16 protein-coding genes, 2 rRNA genes and 1 riboswitch are annotated in these 18,208 nt (G+C 49.2%); of the genes, 1 reads left to right on the top strand and 17 read right to left on the bottom strand.

The features are described 5' to 3' along the window. Positions 1-21 precede the first annotated feature (21 nt). From ACQCVE_RS12795 to ACQCVE_RS12725, 15 genes are all read right to left on the bottom strand, one after another. The gene (locus ACQCVE_RS12795) at positions 22-1,491 is read right to left on the bottom strand and encodes a pyridoxal phosphate-dependent decarboxylase family protein (RefSeq protein ID WP_426863045.1); all 1,470 of its coding nucleotides are present in this window, start codon (positions 1,489-1,491) and stop codon (positions 22-24) included. Then, complete coding sequence (locus ACQCVE_RS12790) at positions 1,491-2,846, bottom strand: aspartate aminotransferase family protein (protein WP_426863044.1); 1,356 nt, start codon at positions 2,844-2,846, stop codon at positions 1,491-1,493. Before ACQCVE_RS12790 ends, ACQCVE_RS12795 begins: the two co-directional genes overlap by 1 nt. Before the next feature lie 341 nt (positions 2,847-3,187). Beyond that, complete coding sequence (gene purD / locus ACQCVE_RS12785; RefSeq protein WP_426863043.1) at positions 3,188-4,441, bottom strand: phosphoribosylamine--glycine ligase; 1,254 nt, start codon at positions 4,439-4,441, stop codon at positions 3,188-3,190. 18 nt (positions 4,442-4,459) lie between these two features. After that, on the bottom strand, positions 4,460-5,998 hold the full coding sequence (gene purH, locus ACQCVE_RS12780; RefSeq protein WP_426863042.1) for a bifunctional phosphoribosylaminoimidazolecarboxamide formyltransferase/IMP cyclohydrolase: 1,539 nt from the start codon (positions 5,996-5,998) through the stop codon (positions 4,460-4,462). Next, positions 5,995-6,582: a phosphoribosylglycinamide formyltransferase gene (purN, locus tag ACQCVE_RS12775; RefSeq protein WP_426863041.1), complete on the bottom strand. Its 588-nt coding sequence runs from the start codon at positions 6,580-6,582 to the stop codon at positions 5,995-5,997. The genes purH and purN overlap by 4 nt, the downstream gene beginning before the upstream one ends. Then, complete coding sequence (gene purM / locus ACQCVE_RS12770) at positions 6,582-7,619, bottom strand: phosphoribosylformylglycinamidine cyclo-ligase (protein ID WP_426863040.1); 1,038 nt, start codon at positions 7,617-7,619, stop codon at positions 6,582-6,584. Before purM ends, purN begins: the two co-directional genes overlap by 1 nt. A gap of 12 nt (positions 7,620-7,631) precedes the next feature. Beyond that, a complete protein-coding gene (purF, locus tag ACQCVE_RS12765; RefSeq protein ID WP_426844888.1) occupies positions 7,632-9,062 on the bottom strand; it encodes an amidophosphoribosyltransferase in 1,431 nt (476 codons plus the stop codon). Then, positions 9,038-11,266, bottom strand: a complete 2,229-nt coding sequence (gene purL, locus ACQCVE_RS12760) for a phosphoribosylformylglycinamidine synthase subunit PurL (protein ID WP_426863039.1) — start codon at positions 11,264-11,266, stop codon at positions 9,038-9,040. The genes purF and purL overlap by 25 nt, the downstream gene beginning before the upstream one ends. Next, entirely contained in the window at positions 11,250-11,933 is a 684-nt protein-coding gene (gene purQ / locus ACQCVE_RS12755) for a phosphoribosylformylglycinamidine synthase subunit PurQ (protein ID WP_426844890.1), read from the bottom strand. Before purQ ends, purL begins: the two co-directional genes overlap by 17 nt. After that, entirely contained in the window at positions 11,930-12,184 is a 255-nt protein-coding gene (gene purS / locus ACQCVE_RS12750; protein ID WP_426844891.1) for a phosphoribosylformylglycinamidine synthase subunit PurS, read from the bottom strand. Before purS ends, purQ begins: the two co-directional genes overlap by 4 nt. Next, positions 12,177-12,887: a phosphoribosylaminoimidazolesuccinocarboxamide synthase gene (purC, locus tag ACQCVE_RS12745; protein ID WP_426844892.1), complete on the bottom strand. Its 711-nt coding sequence runs from the start codon at positions 12,885-12,887 to the stop codon at positions 12,177-12,179. The genes purS and purC overlap by 8 nt, the downstream gene beginning before the upstream one ends. A 264-nt stretch (positions 12,888-13,151) precedes the next feature. Beyond that, complete coding sequence (gene purB / locus ACQCVE_RS12740) at positions 13,152-14,444, bottom strand: adenylosuccinate lyase (protein WP_426863038.1); 1,293 nt, start codon at positions 14,442-14,444, stop codon at positions 13,152-13,154. A gap of 18 nt (positions 14,445-14,462) precedes the next feature. Continuing rightward, entirely contained in the window at positions 14,463-15,587 is a 1,125-nt protein-coding gene (gene purK / locus ACQCVE_RS12735; protein ID WP_426863091.1) for a 5-(carboxyamino)imidazole ribonucleotide synthase, read from the bottom strand. Beyond that, the gene (purE, locus tag ACQCVE_RS12730; RefSeq protein ID WP_426844913.1) at positions 15,574-16,038 is read right to left on the bottom strand and encodes a 5-(carboxyamino)imidazole ribonucleotide mutase; all 465 of its coding nucleotides are present in this window, start codon (positions 16,036-16,038) and stop codon (positions 15,574-15,576) included. The genes purK and purE overlap by 14 nt, the downstream gene beginning before the upstream one ends. A gap of 283 nt (positions 16,039-16,321) precedes the next feature. Beyond that, positions 16,322-16,423: riboswitch (purine riboswitch) on the bottom strand. 82 nt (positions 16,424-16,505) lie between these two features. Beyond that, a complete protein-coding gene (locus ACQCVE_RS12725) occupies positions 16,506-16,706 on the bottom strand; it encodes an NETI motif-containing protein (RefSeq protein WP_426844894.1) in 201 nt (66 codons plus the stop codon). A 392-nt stretch (positions 16,707-17,098) separates the two neighbouring features. Between ACQCVE_RS12725 and ACQCVE_RS12720 the strand changes: the two genes are divergently transcribed. Further along, on the top strand, positions 17,099-17,458 hold the full coding sequence (locus tag ACQCVE_RS12720; RefSeq protein WP_426863037.1) for a hypothetical protein: 360 nt from the start codon (positions 17,099-17,101) through the stop codon (positions 17,456-17,458). Positions 17,459-17,892: 434 nt separating this feature from the next. Here the strand turns inward: ACQCVE_RS12720 and rrf are convergent. Further along, a 5S ribosomal RNA gene (gene rrf / locus ACQCVE_RS12715) occupies positions 17,893-18,008 on the bottom strand. Positions 18,009-18,080: 72 nt separating this feature from the next. Then, positions 18,081-18,208, bottom strand: a 23S ribosomal RNA gene (locus ACQCVE_RS12710); the annotation flags it as partial.

The raw sequence follows: 18,208 nt of genomic DNA, 5'->3' as shown, positions 1-18,208 counted from the left end.
CTGCAATTTGTTTGCTGGTTTTCAAGCCTTTCCCTCCCTGAATGCTTTTATTTTGGAAAGGACGTATTCAATGTCCTCTTTTCCGGAAGCCGGATTTAAAATGGTAAATTTAAGATGGGTGCTGCCTTGAACCTGTGTTTTTGCTAAAACCGCATCCCCCTCATTGAGCAAGGATTGATGAATGGTATAGTTGAGCCCGCCGACCTGTTCCTCCGGGTATCCTTCGGGACGATACTGAAACACAACAGCCGTAAGCTCAGGCTTCGGATTGACGGCTTTAAAATCCGGATCGTTTTCCAGCCGCTCTGCCGTCCAGCCAGCCAGTTCAGCTGCTCCATCAATCAAGCGGGCAAACCCTTCTGTACCCACCACCCTTAAGCTCATATAAAGCTTCAGTACATCAAACCTCCTTGTTGTCTGGATGGATTTTCCGACAAGATGCGGAAGTCCTGCTGCTTCATCCTCCTCAGGATTCAAATAATCTGCATGGTGCTGAATCAACCGAAAATGCTGTTTGTTTTTCAACAAAAATGCCCCGCAGCTGATGGGCTGGTAAAACAGCTTGTGAAAATCGACCGTAACCGAGTCTGAGAGCTCGATTCCCTCAAGTTTGTTACGCTGCAGGCTGCTCAGAATCAGCGCTCCTCCATATGCAGCATCGGTATGGAGCCAGATTTGGTGCTCCCTTGCCACCCGCGCAAGCTCCGGCAATGGATCAATGCTGCCGAAATCCGTCGTTCCGCATGTAGCGACGATGGCAAAGGGCAGCTCCCCTTTTTCTTTCAGCTGCCGAAGGATTTTTTCCAGCCTCCCCATGTCTATTTTTTTTCGGTCATCCACCGGAACCGTCACAACGGACTGTTCTCCCAGACCGAGCTGGGAAGCCGATTTCTTCACTGTAAAATGAGCAGCCTCCGAGCAAAGGATCTTCATTTTTGAAAAATGCGGCGGGAGTCCGTTTTGCTGGACATTCCAGTTCCACCGGCGCCTGCAAAACTCATCCCGCGCCAGAAGGAGCCCCATATAGTTAGACTGCGTCCCCCCGCTTGTAAATGTTCCGCCAGCTTCCTCCCCAAGCCCATAGCGTTCTGTGAGCCAATCCAGCATGTATTCCTCTGCATGGGAAGCCGTCCCGCTCTGATCCCATGAATCCATTGACAGGTTCATGGCGCTGACCAGCATGTCCGCAGCAAGCGCCGGAACGAGCGGAGGACAGTGGAGGTGGGCGAGTGTTCTCGGATGCTCCACCTTAATCCGGTTTTTCTCAATCGTATCCTTCACTTCCTTCAGAGCCTTCTCAAAAGAAATCCCTTCTTTTTCAGCAATTGGATGCCGGCGGCTTTCTTTCAATGAATCCTCAGCAGCAATTCCGCTGAAGGGCTTTTGTATTTCTTCCTGCCACCCGCCGATCAGCCGGATTATCTCCATGCACATTTTTTTGTATTGCTGAAAGCCTTCCGGATGGGTGAGAAATAAGGACTTTTTATCCATCACTGCAAGCCTGCCACAGCTTCTTTAATGGCGGCTTTCATAATGGCGGTCACTTCAGCGGCTTCCTGTTCATTCATGATGAGCGGAGGAAGAAGTCTGACCACACTGCCATGCCGGCCCCCCACTTCAAGGATCAGGCCTCTCTCAAAGCAAGCTTTTTGAATGGCCGAAGCAAGCTCAGGCCAAGCAGGCATGCTTCCGCTGCTTGCTCTCTTTCCTGCCGGATTAACTATTTCCACTCCGATCATCATGCCTCTTCCCCGCACATCGCCAATCTCGGGTGCGGCCTTTTGGAATGCTTTCAGCTCATCCATCAGAAGGGAGCCAATCCGTTCAGCATGTTCTTCAAGCCTGCTTTCTTTTATGTATCGCAATACAGCCGTTCCCGCTGCCATGGCCATCTGATTTCCCCTGAACGTTCCGATGTGGGCACCGGGTCCCCACTGATCGAGGCCTTCTTTGTACACAACCACTGAAAGAGGGAGACTGCCTCCAATTGCTTTGGACAGGACCAGGATATCCGGAATGATGCCTGCATGCTCGAAGGCAAACAGTTTTCCTGTTCTTCCAATTCCGGTTTGAACCTCATCAATAATGAGCGGAATGCTTCTTTCCTCTGTAATGCGCCGCATCTCACGCAGCCATTCTGCAGGTGCAGGAATGGAACCGCCTTCCCCCTGAACCACTTCCAGAATCATAGCTGCAGGAGGCAAAATTCCGCTTTCCGGGTCATCCAGCAGATTTTCAATGTATCGGGCACTGATTTCATGGCACGCATCTCCGCCTATACCAAACGGACAGCGATATTGATATGGATAAGGGAGGAAGTGAACATCCGGAATTAATCCCTGTACTTTTTCTTTTGGAGCCAGATTTCCACTGATGGACATCGTTCCGTGGGTAGCCCCATGGTATCCCCCCTGGAAAGTAAGGATGCTTCTTCTTCCTGTCGCGGTTTTGGCAAGCTTTAATGCGGCTTCAATTGCATCTCCGCCAGTCGGTCCGCAAAACTGGATTTTAGCCTGGGCTGAAAATTCTGCGGGAAGTGCCCCAAACAGTTCATCCACAAACTCTTCCTTTACCGGTGTCGTCAAATCTAATGTATGGAGCGGCCGTTTATCCGCCAGCACTTTTTCAATTGCCTGAATGACAGCCGGATGATTATGTCCAAGAGCAAGGGTTCCCGCACCGGCAAGACAGTCATAATAAACCTTTCCATCTGAATCCTTCACCCGGATTCCTTCTGCTTCTTCAATTGCAATAGGGATGCGCCTCGGATAAGATCTTGCATTGGATTCCCGTTTTTCCTGCTGATTTAAATATTTCTGATTACCTGAAAGCTGCATAACGCTCATCTATGTAAACCTCCTGTAATTGAAAATGATTATCAGTTTCTCTAATGCAATCTTAGTTGAGAATGAGTATCATTGTCAATGATACTCCTTTCCTATAGTTCGATCCTGCGAAAATGAAGACTCTAGGGATATCGCATTAAGCCAATTAAAAAAAGACCTGCAGCTGAGGTCTTGTTCGCGGACACATGCTTTCTATAGGAAAAGCTAGCTTTAATCCTGGCGCACCGGCTATCGAACGGTGCGGTTAAATCGATATCACCCTGTTTTCGCTGATAATCTTTCGCCGATATATTAAAATTTCCACTGATAAAAACAAAAACCCCCGGCGGACGGGGGTTTTTCTACTGAGCTCTGACTCCAATATCTGTCCTGTAAAAAACGCCGGTTCCTGCGAAAAAGCGAATGGATTCATACGCTTTTCGCCGGGCTTCCCGAATGCTTCCGCCGCTTGCGGATACAGCGAGGATCCGCCCGCCGTCCGTAACGAAATTTCCTTCGTCAAGTTGGGTTCCGGCATGGAATACTACCGCACCTTGCCCGGCTTCAGCAAAGCCGCTCAAAACAGTGCCTTTTCTGTACGCCTCCGGATATCCTTCCGACGCCAGTACAACGGCAACCGCAGCTTCATCACTCCATTGAATGTTGAAATCCCGTCCTTCCATCACTGCTTCAAGTACGTCCACCAGGTCGCTCTCCATCCTCGGAAGGACAGCCTGTGTTTCGGGATCTCCGAAGCGCGCGTTAAATTCAATGACTTTCGGACCATCTCCGGTCAGCATCAGGCCGGCGTATAAAATCCCGGTAAAAGGGGTTCCTTCCTGTGCAAGCCCTTTTGCAGCCGGCTCAAGCACAGTGCGAATGGCTTCCTGAACGGCTGCATCAGGTATTTGCGGTACAGGTGAGTAAGCCCCCATCCCGCCTGTGTTCGGCCCTTGATCACCGTCGAAGGCCCGTTTATGATCCTGGGCGATCACCATCGGGTATACGTTTTCACCATTCACAAACGCCATAAGGGAAAACTCTTCTCCCTCCAAAAAATCCTCGATGACTACAGATTTGCTGGCTTCGCCGAATTTTTCATCGAGCAGAAAATCCCTCAGGCACTGAAGGGCCTCCTCCATTGTCAGAGCAACCGTTACCCCTTTTCCGGCTGCCAGTCCGTCCGCTTTGATCACAATCGGAACCCCGTTTTTCTCCACATACGCCCTTGCTTCTTCAAAGGAGGTGAAAGCCGCGTATCCCGCTGTCGGAATGCGGTATTTCTCCATCAGCTCTTTGGCGAACTGCTTGCTGCCTTCCACCATCGCAGCCTGGCTTGACGGTCCAAATATCCGCAGCCCTTCTTTTTCAAAAGCTTCCACGATGCCCTCAAGCAATGGAACTTCGGGACCAACCACCGTTAATCCGACTTCATTCTCCTTCGCAAACGCAAGGAGCCCGGCAAAATCCAGTTCATCGACCGGGACCCTTACTGCACAATCGGTCATACCGTCATTTCCCGGTGCCGCAAATACGTTTTCCACTCTGCCGGATTGCGCAAGCTTCCATGCGATGGCATGCTCCCGGCCTCCGCGTCCGATGACGAGTACGTTCAAATGGATCGCTCTCCCTTCCTAATGCTTGAAATGGCGGATACCTGTGAAGACCATCGTGATGCCGTGCTCATCTGCAGCGCGGATGGATTCTTCATCTTTGATGGAGCCCCCAGGCTGAATGATGGCGGTAACGCCGGCTTTTGCTGCGGCTTCTACTGTGTCTCCCATCGGGAAAAACGCGTCGGAGCCCATCGCACTTCCTTCTGCTTTGGCTCCTGCCTGTTCAATGGCAATTTTTGCAGAGCCGACACGGTTCATCTGTCCTGCGCCGATTCCGATCGTCATCTCATCCTTTGCCAATACGATCGCGTTGGATTTCACATGCTTGACCACTTTCCAGGCAAGCTTCAGATCCTTCCATTCCTGCTCGGTCGGTTCGCGTGTTGTCGGGATGGAAACGACGGCATCGTCAAATGTCAATGCATCCTCGTCCTGAATCAGCATACCGCCTGCAACGGACACAAGCTGCTTGGCTGCCGCTCCTTTTTCCTCCTGTTCAATTGTCAGGAGACGAAGGTTCTTTTTGGACGTCAGTATTTCCAATGCCTCCTTTGAAAACGAAGGAGCAATAATAATCTCAAGGAAAATTTCATGCAGCTTCTCTGCAGTAGCGGCATCCACTTCTCTGTTCAGCGCAATGATTCCGCCAAAAATAGACGTTGGATCGGCTTCAAAAGCTCGTTGATACGCTTGTTCAATAGTATCGGCTGTCCCGACTCCGCATGGATTCATATGCTTAACAGCAACAGCAGCCGGCGCTTTGAATTCACGTACAATCTGAAGGGCAGCGTCTGCATCTTTAATATTGTTATAGGAAAGCTCCTTGCCGTGAAGCTGCTTCGCTTCCGCAATAGATGCCTTCCGTTTAAGCGGCGTTTGATAGAATACAGCCTGCTGATGCGGATTTTCTCCGTAGCGCAAATCCTGCTTCTTTTCGTATGTAACAGTCAGGGTATCCGGGTTTTCCTCTCCGGTAATCGATGTCATGTATTCTGCAATCAGGGCATCATAGGCAGCTGTGTGTCTGAACACTTTTGCCGCAAGCCTGCGTCTGAATTCAAACTCCGTTTGTCCATCTTTTTCAATTTGTGCAAGAACGGTATCATAATCAGCCGGGTCTACGATCACCGTAACATCCCCGTGATTTTTTGCTGAAGCGCGAAGCATGCCCGGACCGCCGATATCAATGTTCTCAACGGCTTCATCGAATGTGAAATCCGGTTTGGAAATCGTTTCTTTGAACGGATATAGATTCACGACAACTAAGTCGATTGGCTGAATGCCGTTCTCTTTCAGCTGGTTCATATGATTCTCGTTGTCTCTTACGGCAAGCAGTCCGCCGTGAATAGAAGGGTGAAGCGTTTTGACGCGGCCATCCATGATTTCAGGAAACCCCGTTACCTCTGAAATTCCAATTGCGTTTACACCAGCTTCCTGAAGCATTCTTTTCGTTCCGCCGGTTGAGATCACTTCGATCCCAAGTTCGCCGAGCCGCTTTGCGAATGGAACAAGATTTTCTTTATTGGATACGCTGATCAGCGCTCGTTTAATCGTCATGATTGCTTCACCTCTGTCTTGATTTTCAGTACATGCTGAAGGACGGCGGGGAAAAACATATGCTCGGCCTTATGAATGTTTGTTTTCAGCTGTTCCAGCGTCTTTGGAATTGCTACGGTCATCTGGTCGATAATGGGACCGGTGTCCATTCCTTCATCGACATAATGAATGGTAATACCGGTCTCCGCATCTCCTGATTCGAAGGCGCGTTCGATTGCATCCTTCCCTGGGTATTTCGGAAGCAGCGAAGGATGGAGATTAATAATTTTGGTTGGAAAAGCATCCAGGAGAACAGGTCCGATCAGACGCATATAGCCTGCCAGAATGAGCCACTCTGCCCCCTTGTCCTGAAGGTTTGAGAGAACTTCAGCTTCATAGGCAGCTTTGTTTTCAAATGTTTTAGGCGATAGCGCTAAAACCGGGACTTCTGCTAATCTTGCTTTTTCTATTACAGGGGCGCCTGGTCTGTCGCAAACGAGAAGGACAATTTCTGCATCAAGTGTGCTGTTTTTGATATGATCGGCAATGGCTTGAAAATTAGTCCCGCTCCCGGAGGCAAAGACAGCGATTTTTTGCTTGTTCATCATAGAACGGCACCGCCGAATACAACGCCGGAGCCTTCTTTTACCCGCCCGATGATGTAGGCTTTTTCCCCGTGCTCCTCCAGGATTCCAATCGCATCGTGGATTCGTTCGGGACTGATGGCCAGTACAAAGCCAATCCCCATATTAAAAATGTTGAACATTTCTTCCCTGTTCAGATTCCCTTTTTCCTCAAGGAGGTCAAAAATCTTCGGAATCGGCCAGGAGCCGAAATCAACCTCTGCACACAGTCCAGCTGGCAGCATCCTTGGAATGTTTTCGATAAAACCGCCGCCGGTAATGTGCGCCATGCCATCAACTTTTACCTTCTTCAAAACTTTCAACACTGGCCTCACATAGATCCGGGTCGGTGTTAACAGCTCCTGATCGAGAGGTTTCTCCAATGGCTGAACGGTTTCATTCAGTTCAAAGCCGCTGTCCTGCAGAAGAATTTTCCGGACGAGCGAAAATCCGTTGCTGTGGAGTCCGCTCGATGTGAGCCCGATCAGCACATGACCCGGTTTGATCGCTTGCCCGGTCACTAGCTCATCCTTTTCCGCTCCGCCTACGCTAAAGCCGGCGACATCGTATTCACCGTCAGCGTACAAACCCGGCATCTCAGCCGTCTCTCCGCCAATCAGTGCGCAGCCTGCTTCCTCGCAGCCGTCTGCAATCCCTTTGACAATCTGCTCAATTTTTTCAGGGTCTGCTATTCCAAGGGCTAAATAATCAAGGAAAAAAAGCGGCTCCGCCCCTTGAGCCAGTATATCGTTCACGCACATCGCCACCGCATCTATTCCAATTGTATCATGACGGTCCGCCATAAAAGCGAGCTTAAGCTTCGTTCCGACCCCGTCCGTTCCGGATACAAGAACAGGCTTCCGGTAATTCAGCTCCGACAGGTCGAAAACGCCCCCAAAGCCGCCGAGCAGACCGATAGCACCCTCGCGTTTTGTACGCTCAACGTGTTTTTTCATTCTGGAAACTGCTTCGTAGCCAGCTTCTATGTTCACTCCTGCATCCTGATAGGCTTTTGACATGTCCGTTCCTCCTTATCGTGCACCTGTTTTCGCTTCTTTTTCGTGAGGGAGCAGCGTGTCGGCATAGATTTCCGTCGGATATCGGCCGGTAAAGCATGCCATGCATTGGCCTCTCGTTTCTCCTTCATACGGACGGCCGATCCCATCCAGCAAGCCTTCCGGACTGATGAATGCGATGGAGTCTGCGCCGATCAATTCCCTAATTTCTTCTGGACTGTGGGAAGACGCAATCAGCTCCTCATGGGTAGATGTATCAATCCCGTAAAAGCACGGATGCGCGATCGGCGGTGAACTGATGCGGACGTGGACCTCGGTCGCTCCTGCTTCCTTCAGCATCTGCACGATCCGTTTGCTCGTCGTTCCGCGCACAATCGAATCATCGACCATTACAACCCGCTTGCCCTCTACAACCCCGCGGACGGCGGAAAGCTTCATTTTTACCCCTTGCTCACGGAGGGACTGGGACGGCTGGATAAATGTCCGGCCGACATAGCGGTTCTTTATTAGACCGAGCTCATACGGAATGCCGGATGCTTCTGCATAGCCGATCGCTGCTGAAATAGAGGAATCAGGCACCCCTGTCACTACGTCCGCTTCCACCGCTGCTTCCTGCGCCAAACGCTTGCCCAGGTTTTTGCGGGCAGTATGGACATTGATTCCGTCAATGTTGCTGTCGGGTCTCGAAAAATAAATGTATTCCATGCTGCAGATGGATCGGTTGCTGTTCATGGAAAACCGTTCAGATTGCATACCGTTGTCGTTAATAATAATCAGTTCACCCGGCTGGACCTCGCGAAGGTAGTCGGCGCCAACAATATCAAAGGCGCAGGTTTCGGATGCAACGACATACGCATCGCCAAGCAAGCCGATTGAAAGCGGGCGCAGGCTGTTCGGATCAAGGGCCACCATCATTTCCGTTTCCGTTAAAATCACAAAGGCGTAAGCCCCTTTAATCATGGATAAAGCGTTTTTTACTTTTTCTTTTAATGTAAAATGGCCGCTTCGTTTAATCAAATGAGCCAGCACTTCCGTATCGGACGTTGTCTGAAAAATGCTTCCCTGGCTCTCAAGCTGGTGCTTTAAATGGTTGGCATTGACGAGGTTTCCGTTGTGGGCAAGGGCCAGACCTCCGTTTTGAGACCGGAACATGAGCGGCTGAACATTTTCATAGCCCCCTCCTCCCGCTGTCGCATACCGGACATGTCCGATCGCTGCTTTCCCTTCCATTTCTCCAAGCTGGCCTTTGTTGAAAACATCCGTGATCAGGCCAAGCCCTTTTTCACAGTCCATCGTCTTGCCGTCTGTCGTTACAATGCCCGCCCCCTCCTGGCCGCGGTGCTGCAGACTGTGCAAGCCGTAGTACGTAATTTGGGCGGAATCCGGATGGCCCCAAATTCCAAATACGCCGCATTCCTCATTTAATCCTTTGATCTCAGCAAGCATGGGATGGCTCCTCTCCAGGCGTCTTCAAGCTTCTCGATGCTTAAATCCACCCACTGTTCCCCTTGGCTTCCGCGAATGGTTAGTTTTCCGTTATCCGTTACTTGGCCAATTCCTGCAGCATTTGTTAGCTCCTCGAAACGCTCTTTATTTTCAGGGCGTACTGTCAGGATGTATCGGGATTGGGTTTCGCTGAAAAGCGCCGTTACCGCATCACCGGTTAGTTCAACATCTGCACCTAGTCCTTTTCCTGAAAAAGCCGACTCAGCAAGTGCTACAGCGAGCCCGCCTTCTGCTGCATCATGCGCGGATTGAACCAATCCTTCACGGATTGCCTGTAATAAAAGGCTCATACGCGCTTTTTCAACCTCCAAATCAAGAGCCGGTGCTTTTCCGGAAATTTCGCCGTTCACAAGCTTTTGCAGCTCGCTTCCGCCGAATTCAGGCTTTGTTTCCCCAAGCAGATAAATATAATCGCCTGCTTCTTTAAAGTCCTGAGTTGTGATGCAGTCCGTATCCTCAATCAGACCGACCATTCCGATGACCGGTGTCGGATAGATCGCCGTTCCGTTCGTTTCGTTGTAAAGAGAAACGTTGCCTCCTATAACCGGAGCACCGAGAACTGTACATGCCTCGCTCATCCCGTCCGCTGCCTTTTCAAGCTGCCAGAAAATCTCCGCCTTTTCCGGATTCCCGAAGTTTAAACAGTCCGTGATGGCAAGCGGTGTCCCCCCCGAGCAAACGATGTTCCGGGCTGCTTCTGCCACAGCAATTTTCCCGCCCGTTTCCGGATCAAGGTACAGATAGCGGGAGTTGCAGTCTGTCGTCATTGCAAGGGCCTTTTTCGTTCCGCGGATGCGCAGCACCGCCGCATCCGATCCCGGTGCCACGACCGTATTCGTACGGACCATGTAATCATACTGATTGTAAACCCATTCCTTGCTCGCAATCGTCGGCTGCTTAAGGAGGCTGATCAGCGTCTCTTCAAGGTTTTCAACCGCTGGCACCGTCTCCTCCATTTGCTGGAACTCACGGAAATAAGCTGGCTCTGCAGAAGGCTTATGATAAACCGGCGCCTCCTCAGCTAATGCATCTACTGGAATTTCTACGACGACCTCTCCTTTGTGAACAAGGCGGAGCATTTTATCATTCGTTACCGTCCCGACTGACACGGCTTCCAGATCGTATTTTGCAAAAATCGCTTCAATCTCATGCTCACGGCCTTTTTCAATCACAAGCAGCATCCGCTCCTGGGATTCGGACAGCATCATTTCATACGGTGTCATTCCGTATTCGCGCTGCGGAATCAAATCCAGGTTCATTTCGATTCCCGAGCCTGCCTTGCTAGCCATTTCAGCAGACGAACTTGTAAGTCCCGCCGCCCCCATATCCTGAATGCCGACAAGCGCATCATTCTGGATCACTTCAAGACACGCTTCAAGAAGAAGCTTTTCCATAAACGGATCCCCCACTTGAACGGCCGGGCGCTTTTCATCGGATTTTTCGTTCAGTTCCTCTGAAGCGAATGTCGCTCCATGAATTCCATCGCGGCCTGTTTTCGCGCCGACATACATGACCGTATTGCCGACTCCCTTCGCCTGGCCTTTCTTTATATCCTTGTGGTCAATGAGCCCGACACACATCGCGTTCACAAGCGGATTTCCTTCATAGGAGGCATCAAACTGGATTTCTCCGCCAACGGTAGGGATCCCGATGCAGTTTCCGTAACCCGCAATTCCTGCTACTACTTCTTCAAACAAATACTTCACGCGCGGTGACTTCAGTTCACCGAATCTCAGCGAGTTTAATAGAGCGATTGGGCGTGCCCCCATGGAGAATACATCGCGGATAATGCCTCCGACACCCGTTGCCGCGCCTTGATAAGGCTCCACAGCAGATGGGTGGTTGTGGCTCTCAATCTTAAAAACAACCGCCTGGTTATCGCCGATATCGACAATCCCCGCTCCCTCGCCGGGCCCCTGAAGAACGTGCTCGCCTGTGACAGGGAACTTTTTCAGAACCGGCTTGGAGTTTTTATAGCTGCAATGCTCAGACCACATTACGGAGAAAATTCCCGTTTCCGTATAATTGGGAAGGCGCCCGAGAATGGATTGTACCATCACAAATTCTTCGTCGCTGATTCCCATTTGCTGATACACTTTTTCTGCTTTGATTTGTTCAGCATTTGGCTCAAGAAGTAGTGACATGTGCTTCCCTCCAGTTTTTTACGATCGATTGAAACAGTGCGAGGCCGTCCGCACTTCCAAGCATAGTATCCACAGCGCGCTCGGGGTGAGGCATCATGCCGAGCACATTGCCGCGTTCATTGACGATCCCTGCAATATCCTCCAGGCTTCCGTTCGGATTTTCGCTGTACGTGAAAACGATTTGATTATTCTCCTTCAGACTCTTTAACGTCAGGTCGTCGCAGAAATAGTTTCCTTCCCCGTGAGCAATCGGTACAGAGATGACCTGGTTTTCAGTATAGCCGGATGTGAAAGGAGTATCGGCATTGACCACCTTCAAAGAGGCAGGAGCGCACTTGAATTTCAGCCCTTCATTCCGTTTCATCGCACCCGGAAGCAATCCTGCTTCAAGGAGAATTTGAAATCCGTTGCAGACCCCAAGCACCGGCTTTCCTTGTTCCGCCGCTTTTTTCACTTCAGCCATAACATTTGAAAAATGCGCAATGGAACCGGAGCGCAGATAATCTCCGTAAGAGAATCCTCCCGGCAGAAGAATGCCGTCAAATCCGCTTAAATCGTTTTCATCGTGCCACACATACTCTGCTTCTTCACCAAGCTCATCCTTGATTGCATGATACATATCCACATCACAGTTGGAGCCGGGGAAAACAATCACAGCGAATTTCACTGAACGACAACCTCCTCTGCTTCAAAGCGGTAATCTTCAATAACTGTGTTTGCCAAAAGCTTTTCACACATTTCCTTAACGGTTTCCTCGAGTGGACGGTCGGTTTTCTCAATCATCAGCTCCATGTATTTCCCGATGCGGACAGCCTGAACTTCACTATAGGACATGCTGTGCAGCGCATTCTTCACGGCGTTCCCCTGCGGATCCAAAATGCTTTCTCTTAAACTGACATACACCTTCACTTTATACATGTGCGGGTCCTCCCAATCGTTTTAAGATTTCTTCGTACGCTTCAGTCAAACTGCCAAGATCACGGCGAAAAACGTCTTTATCAAACTTTTCGTTTGTCTCTTTATCCCACAGGCGGCACGTATCAGGGGAAATTTCATCTGCCAGCAATATCGTTCCATCTTTCCGGAGGCCGAATTCAAGCTTGAAGTCTATCAGTCTTACATTTCTCTCTGCAAAATACGGAATGAGCACTTCATTTACTTGGAGGGCTTTTGTTTTCAGTTCTTCGGTTTGTTCCGGCGATGCCGCATTCAGCAGCTTGATATGTGATTCGGTTATAAGCGGATCTCCGAGCGCATCATCCTTGTAGTAAAACTCAACAATCGGTTCAGGGATTGGTGTTCCTTCCTCGATGCCGAGACGCTTTGCCATACTTCCGGCGACCGTATTCCGTACAACGACTTCAAGCGGAATAATCGTGACTTCCTCGACCAGCTGCTCCGTTTCAGAAACTTTCCGGATCAAGTGGTTGGCAATTCCTGCTTCTTTGAGCTTTTCAAAAATCAGAACGGAAATCTCGTTATTCAATCGGCCTTTTCCGGTTATCTCTGTTTTTTTCTCTCCGTTAAATGCCGTAGCGGAGTCTTTATAGGAAACAAGAAATTCTCCCTCACGCTCTGTTCTGTAAATGCGCTTTGCTTTTCCCTCATAAAGCAATTCCATTGATTTCGCCCTCCCGCAGTCGGAATATTAGGAATCTTAAGATTGGAAAGAGGCAAAGTTTTGCTTTGCCCCTTCAGTTTGAATGTTCTTGCAAACTTCGCTGGTAAGAAAAGGGTTGGATATGGTTGATCTCCGCTCCAGGATGCTCACTTTCCGCGGGGCGGACGGTGAACATCCTCGGTGCGTAGCGCCTGCGGGGTCTCACCTGTCCCGCCGCTCCCACAGGAGTCCCGCACTTCTGCGAAACCCGGGACTAATAAAAATTTATAAACCGAGCCTGTTAAAAATGGCATCTACATTTTTCAAATGGTAGTTGTAATCGAAGCAGTCATCGATTACAGCTGGTGTTAACCGTTCGGTAACAGCCGGATCCGCTTCCACTAATGTGCGGAAGTGGACTTGTGTTTCCCAGGCCTCCATGGCTTTCGGCTGAACAAGATCGTACGCTGCTTCACGCGCCATGCCGGAATCGATGAGAGCAAGCAGAACGCGCTGGGAGTAAATCAGGCCATGAGTCCGGTCCATATTGCGCTTCATATTTTCCGGGAACACGGTCAGGTTTTTGATGATGTTTCCGAAGCGGTTCAGCATATAATTCAGCGCAATCGTTGCATCCGGCAAAATGACCCGTTCAGCAGAGGAGTGGGAAATATCACGTTCATGCCATAGCGGAACATTTTCATAGGCCGTCATCATGTAACCGCGGATGACACGGGCAAGTCCTGTCATGTTTTCCGATCCGATTGGATTGCGTTTATGCGGCATCGCTGATGAACCTTTTTGTCCTTTTGCGAAAAATTCCTCGACCTCGCGCGTCTCACTCTTTTGAAGTCCCCGTACTTCTACAGCGAACTTTTCAATGGATGTTGCAATTAAGGCAAGGGTGCTCATGTAGTCAGCGTGGCGGTCGCGCTGAAGGGTTTGCGTTGAGATCGGTGCTGCCTGAAGACCGAGCTTTTCGCACACATACTGTTCAACAAACGGATCGATGTTGGCATACGTTCCAACCGCGCCTGACATTTTTCCAAATTCAATGCCTTCCGCAGAACGGTTAAACCGCTCCAGGTTCCGCTTCATTTCCTCATACCACAGGCCGAGCTTCAGGCCGAATGTTGTCGGCTCTGCATGGACCCCGTGCGTACGGCCCATCATAACCGTATATTTGTGTTCAATTGCTTTATTTTTAAGAATTTCAACAAAACGCTCAATGTCGGCTCTTAAAATATCATTCGCCTGCTTCAAAAGGTAGGATAGCGCTGTATCTACGACATCTGTAGAAGTAAGACCGTAATGGACCCATTTCCGCTCTTCGCCAAGCGTTTCAGAAACCGCTCTTGTAAAGGCAACAACATCATGTCTTGTTTCCTCTTCAATCTCTTTTATCCGGTTGACGTCAAAGGACGCATTCTTGCGCAGCTGCACAGTATCTTCCTTAGGGATGACCCCAAGCTCTGCCCATGCTTCACATGCAAGAATTTCTACCTCAAGCCATGCCTGGAAACGGTTCTCCTCTGTCCAGATGGCCCCCATTTCCGGCCTTGTATAACGTTCAATCATTGTAAATCCTCCGTTCTCCTATTGACCCCACTGATTTGATATTTTCTCCATCGTTTCTTCAATGACGTCCGTTTTAAAGGTAACATGCCCCATTTTTCTCTTTGGCTTGTTTTCCTTTTTACCGTACAAGTATAACGCAGCTTCATCCAAAAACGAAAGATTATTCAAAACCGCTTCGAGATGTTCGCCTAATACGTTCACCATCAGCCCTTTTTTCAATAAATCCGTCCTTCCGAGAGGCAAATTGCAAACGGAACGGACATGCTGCTCAAACTGAGAGGTTTCGCATAAATCCATCGTGTAATGACCTGAATTGTGCGGCCTTGGCGCCAATTCATTGATGAAAATCTCGCCGTCCTCTGTCAAAAACATTTCAACAGCCAGTGTACCGACCAATTCAAAGCGTTCAGCGAGCTTTAATGCTGCCGCTTTGGCCCTTTTCTCAGTGTCCGCTGTGATTCTTGCCGGAACAATACTTAAATGAAGAATGTTTTCACGGTGTACATTCTCAGCTGCCGGAAAGACCTTCACATCCCCACTCGGGTTCCTTGTGACAATGATGGAGAGCTCTCTCTCAAAGGGAACCCATTTTTCAAGAATGCATTTACCTGTGTTCAGCAGTGCTTCTGCCTCTCCTATATCAGCCGGGCTTTTGATGACCGCCTGCCCTTTGCCATCGTAGCCTCCTCTGCACGTTTTCAGTACAGCAGGGAAGCCGATGTCCTCAAGCGCATCTTCAAGGCCGTTGCCATTTTCAAGAATGCTGTAGGGCGCCACTTGGCAGCCTGTTTCCTGAATGGCTTCTTTTTCTGTCTGCCTGTCCTGGGTCAGGGAGAGCAGCCGGCTTCCCTGCGGAAGGTAGGCGTTGTTCTCAAGCCACAAAAGAGCATCATAATCAATGTTTTCAAATTCATATGTGATGACATCACTCACAGAGGCAAGCTGCTTAATGGCATCAAGATCATTATAAGCCGCGGTGATTTCAATGTCGGCGACCTGACCGCACGGACAATCAGGCGTCGGATCAAGCACAGCAATCCGGTAGCCCATATTCTTCGCATCCAGTGCCATCATTCGGCCAAGCTGTCCTCCGCCGATGATTCCAATGGTTTGGCCTGGTGCGATTTGCTTAAACAAGGGCATCACTGCTTTCAAGAACTGCCTGGCGGGTATCCTCTCTCCGTTTGGCAAGAGCTGCTTCAATCCTGCCGTCTGTAATGGAGAGGATCTGTGCCGCAAGCAGGGCCGCATTCACAGCACCAGCTTTACCTATTGCTACCGTGGCAACCGGTACGCCTCCCGGCATTTGCACAATGGAAAGCAGTGAATCAAGTCCGTTAAGAGCCTTCGACTGAACCGGTACGCCAATTACCGGCAAGGTTGTCTTTGCCGCAACCATCCCTGGAAGGTGCGCCGCACCCCCTGCACCGGCAATAATGACTTTAAGTCCCCGTTCTCTCGCTGATTCTGCATATTCAAACATGAGCTCGGGCGTCCGGTGAGCAGATACAACTCTTTTTTCATAAAAAATCTCAAGTTCATCCAGCAGTTCGCACGCGTGCCTCATCGTTTCCCAATCTGACTGGCTTCCCATAATGACTCCAACCTGTTCGATCACAGCGCTCTCCCCCGCTCTTTTTAAAATAAAGGCTTTTTAAAAACATAGCTGTTCATTGCAGCCAGCAGGCATTTGCTGATCCACGGCGGGAGGCGAGCCCCCATTTTGCTGGAAATCTCACCTGTGCTCTTAGTTCGGAATCTCCCGCTTCCCGCTCTGTAAAACAGCTGCTATCAACTTTGCCTAATCGAAAAAAGCCCGGCCGTATGCTTAAGAGAAAGCAATACGAACCGGGCATAGTATGTAATTCCACTACGCTGGTTAATCCACTTTCCCTCATAGTCCGGTCATTTACGGTGTCCGGGTAGAAACTCTTGGGCCATATCCCCAACTTTATATGAAGGCTTCGTTGTTATGTTCATCTATATCATAACAAGAGATTTTGTACCATGTCAACACAAAATATCGAACATTAGTTTAAAATTATGGTATATCGTTCGGATTTAGAGTAATTTCCCCTCGAATACGATCTTTCTTCCGGCTGGTTTTATCTCTGTCCTCCCATTTTCCTTTACCTCCTGAAAAATAGGCTCCTCCATTCGGCGGACAGGAGCATATCCTTCTTCTTTCATACGGTCGAGAACAGTACCGATGCTTTCGTTCTCAGCGACCTCAAATTTCTTTTTTGCTGGTTTATCTGACATGTGTTGATCCCTCTTTTATTCTGACAGTAAATTTAGGCTTTAGTTGGCCTTGCGTCATTTCCTGAAAGCTAAATTAAGCAAGACCGTCTTTCGTAATTAAAATAACCTTATGCTCCTAGACGATTTCCTTTGCAACCTGAATTAATTCCCTGTTTTATTTGTTGATGAATGGATGCATTGACTCTGTTTTTTCTATTATAATAGGTAATTGTTTTGTGGACAAATTGGGAGCTGGGGTGTTTTGACGATGGATGGGCTAAAAGGGGAGCTGAGAAGGCATTTGATCTAAGAAGAGGCAGGACGTGCACATTTTTGCGTTTTTTATATCTAAAAAATAGATCAGGTGGAAGATTAAAGGTTTTTGTAAATTTTTCAAGGGATTGAAAAGGCAGATGTTCAAAATTGGTATCGATTTTGGGGTTTTTGCACTTGGGCCTTTGCAAATGAGAAAGGATATCGGCGGTATTTTCATTATATCGGCTATTATTGAAATATATCGGCTATTTTTCCTATATATCGGCTATTATTTCATTTTATCGACCGAAGCGGGGCGGATATCGACTTTTCGGGAGGATTCGACAAAGATGGCACCACCCGCACCCGGCAGCCATGCTCCAGGTGGCGTTCCCACCATCATCGGGCAAGGCGGTTTCGGGTATCCGCCTCGCCCTTTTCCCTACTGTAATTCCTGGTGTATGATGGCGAAGGTTGCGAAGTCACTGATCATACTGCGTTTTTTCTGTCTAAATTAAATCAAATAACAGATTTAACAAAGGTTTTACGGAGATTTTCTTTTATTGGAAAGGAGGAGAATGGCAGATGGCTAGAATTTTAAGAGGCTGAACCATAGGATTCTTCAAGTGAGAAGGGTTATCGACGGTATTTTCATTATATCGGCTATTATTGAAAGATATCGGCTATTTTTCCAATATATCGGCTATTATTTCATTTTATCGACCGAAACGGGGCGGATATCGACTTTTCGGGAGGATTCGACAAAGTTGCTACCCTCCGCACCCGGCAGCCAGGCTCCAGGTGGCGTTCCCACCAGCATCGTCCAAGGCGGTTTCGGGTATCCGCCTCGCCCTCATCCCTCCCGCCATTCCAGGCGTATCCGTCCCCTTCCATCCAAACCCAAACAAAAAAAGGACCCCCCATTAAAAACGGGCGGATCCTTTTCACTTGTACCTGGCAACATCCTACTCTCGCAGGGGGAAACCCCCAACTACCATCGGCGCTGAAGAGCTTAACTTCCGTGTTCGGTATGGGAACGGGTGTGACCTCTTTGCCATAATCACCAGATATAAGGTTGAAAGATTGCTCTTTCAAAACTAGATAACGATATTGGTTCACGAGTCAAACGCCTTACGTAATATGGTTAAGTCCTCGACCGATTAGTATCCGTCAGCTGCACATGTCGCCACGCTTCCACCTCGGACCTATCAACCTGGTCATCTTCCAGGGGTCTTACTTCAAAGAATGGGAAATCTCATCTTGAGGGG

Source organism: Metabacillus sp. 113a, from assembly GCF_050107635.1.
Classification (GTDB): domain Bacteria; phylum Bacillota; class Bacilli; order Bacillales; family Bacillaceae; genus Metabacillus_B.
Note: the sequence above shows the minus strand (reverse complement) of the source record. Positions and strands in the feature narration are given on the sequence as shown.